This window comes from Nocardiopsis trehalosi NBRC 14201, from assembly GCF_001552555.1.
Classification (GTDB): Bacteria; Actinomycetota; Actinomycetes; order Streptosporangiales; family Streptosporangiaceae; genus Nocardiopsis_B; species Nocardiopsis_B trehalosi.
The window spans coordinates 1-2,822 of sequence record NZ_BCRK01000321.1 but is presented as its reverse complement, the minus strand read 5'-3'; the positions used below and the strand labels follow the sequence as shown (position 1 = coordinate 2,822).

Sequence of the window (2,822 nt, the reverse complement as noted above, 5' to 3'; positions counted from 1 at the left end):
GATGAGCGGTCCGACGAGGACGCGGCCGACGGCGCCGAGGACCACCCCGACCGGGGCACGCCGTTCACCGAATGGCTCAGCGACCACCTCCTGCAGGCGATCGCCCAGCGCCACCCCGGGCTGGTCGTCCCGGACCTGACCAGGACCAAGTCCGACTTCGCCCACCGGCCCGACGGCTCGTCCTCGTTCATGGGGCGCGACCACCGCCCGCTCCGGCGCGACTACCCCACCGCGGTGGAGAACACGCACCGCGTCCGCACCGCGATCCAGCAGGCGAGCCTCAAGGGCGACCTGGCCAAACTGACCCACGACGGGCTCCCCGTCGACCTCAAGGAGTCGATCCATCTCGACGTCACGAATGTGGCCAAGGACGACGAGAAGGTCTTCCGCCCCGACCTGATCACGGTGCGGCTCTTCGCCGACGTCGGCAGGCTGGAGCACAGCGGCACCAGCGACCGGCGCACCGGCGTCTACATGTCCGGCACCTCCCAGCGGGGCTCCTCGCGCGGCTCCGGCAACACCAACACGCTCGCCCTCCGCTTCATCGCCGCGTTCGCCGGCGGCCCCACCGACGCCGGCGGCAGCCCCTCGGGCGGCGGGTACCAGCAGCAGGCGAACGCCGGGGTCAGCCGCCGCTCCGCCACCGGGCAGGGGCTCAGCACCGGGGCCGGAACCGACGCCTACCTGCTCTTCACCGGCGAGACCGACGTGTGGACCAGCGACGTCACGTTCCGGGCCACGATCGACGACACCGAGCAGTACCACGGTGCCGACCTGCTGCGCGACCGGGGTAACGACCTGGCGGACGGGATCGACGCCCGGCTGGAGATCGCCACACCGCGCCTGAGCCGGCGGACACCCGCCGACGTCACCCCCCTCACCACGGGCGGCGGGAGCGGCACACCGCCCACGGCCCCGACCGGACCGGCGATGCTCACGTCCGACCAGGCCCAGGACGTCTTCTTCCGCCGCCGACCGGCACCGGCCGTGCCGGCGACCGGCAAGACCCTCAACCAGATGCTGAACGACGGCGGCGTCTTCATCGCGCACGTCAACAACGGCGGCGAGACCCCGAACCAGCCGTCGCTGATCGACCTCAACCGCCGCATGTTCTTCTCGGAGGCCGTCGGCAAACGCCTCTTCGGGCAGGAGGGCTACCGGCGCAAGTACGACCACTTCACCTCGGAGAACGAGGGCGGCCGGCGCTTCTTCGAGACCGTGCTCTCCCAGGAGTACCTCGCGGTCCACCTGTTCAACGGGATCGTCAACCGGCCCGAGTTCGACGGCGGCAAGCGGTCGCCCAACGCCATCCGGCCCACCGTGGTCACCGACAGCGTGGTCGACTCGATCACCGCCGTCCCGATCGACCTGGTCATGTACTTCCAGGGCTCCGTCAAGAACGGCCTCAGCGGCGGCCGGACGCGCACCTGGCAGGGCACGGTCGGCGGCGTCTTCCTCCCGACGGGGAACATCAACCCCGCCGACCCCGGCCCCGACTCCACCCGCGGCGACGCCGCCAAACCCACCATCGTGACCGGGGCCAACGCCGCACGCAACCGCATCATCAGCTCCCGGTCCACGACGGAGACCCGCGACTACAGCCTCCAGACCAGCTTCATCCACAAGTCGGACACCTCCTACCTCATCACCGGCTCCGGGACGATCCGCCAGACGGTGGAGATCGACCGCGAGTGGAGCGCGGTGATCACGGCCTACCGGGAACCGCTCTACACCGGGTGGCAGACGCGCATGGACGACCTGTTCGCCGGGTTCGCCCACGCCTGGGACGCCATCGCCAACGGACTCGTCCTGGACACCTTCACCGGGGCCGACGGGACCAGTGGCCTGACCACCCTCGACGTCCCGGAGTCGCCCGAGGAGGTGGAGGTGCGCCCCGGCCTCGCCGAGGCCGGCGACACGCTCCGCCCCGCCGACGCCGCGGCGGCGCTGCGGGACCTGGAGGACAAGCTCAAGGCGCACAAGGTCGAGCTGACCAGTGACAGCCGCAACCAACTGCACCGCACGCTGGAGAGCCGGCTGGCCAAGGACCCGCACTCCTCGGTCCCGATCCCCGTCAGCATCCGGCCCATCGTCAAGCGGCACGACCTCGCCAAGCCGCTGCCGGAGCCGCCCTCGATCCACGCCGTCGTCCACGTCGAGGTCGGCAAGCGGTCGGACGACGCCGAGCTCGACTACCTGGGCGGGCAGACCGAGTACCGCGAGGCACGGCAGTGGACGGTCTCCACCGCGAAGGGGACCGCCCACGGCGGGTCGAACACCAAGGGCATCGGCGGGTTCGGGCCGATCACCCCGAACTCCAGCGGCACCAACCCCGACGCCGACAACAACCGGTCCGACACCGCGGCACCCGTCGCCCTGACCGGTGTCGCCGTCCCGCACGGCACCACGGTCGGCTCCAGTGACACCAGCACCGCGTCCTCGACCGAGGCCGACACCCGCACGATCATGCTGTCCGTGCAGACCCCGTTCGCCCGGCTCGGCACCGGGAGCGACCTGACGCTGAAGCTGGAGGTCACCGGCGACGGCGTCAGCCCGAGGGAACTCCCCCGGAGTCTGCGGACCGACGGCGTCACCGCCACCGGCGACGGCGGCAGCGTGCAGACCCTCTACCCCGCCGCCTACCTCGCGTTCGGCGACGACAGGCCGGAGCCGGACTCCGGCGGGCCGCGCACCCCGGACGTCGTCACGGCCAAGCCCGAAGCGCCCACCACCGACCACGCCCTGGACGCGTGGAAGAACGCGGCGGACGGCACCGCCGGAAGCACACCGGACGGCCTCGTGCTGCCGGTGGCGATCGAGAA

The 2,822-nt window shown here is 71.7% G+C and carries 1 protein-coding gene; it reads left to right on the top strand.

Annotated features, from left to right (window positions below):
- Positions 1 to 2,822: hypothetical protein (locus NT8_RS30195; protein WP_169805267.1), on the top strand; the 2,822-nt coding region annotated here is incomplete at both ends.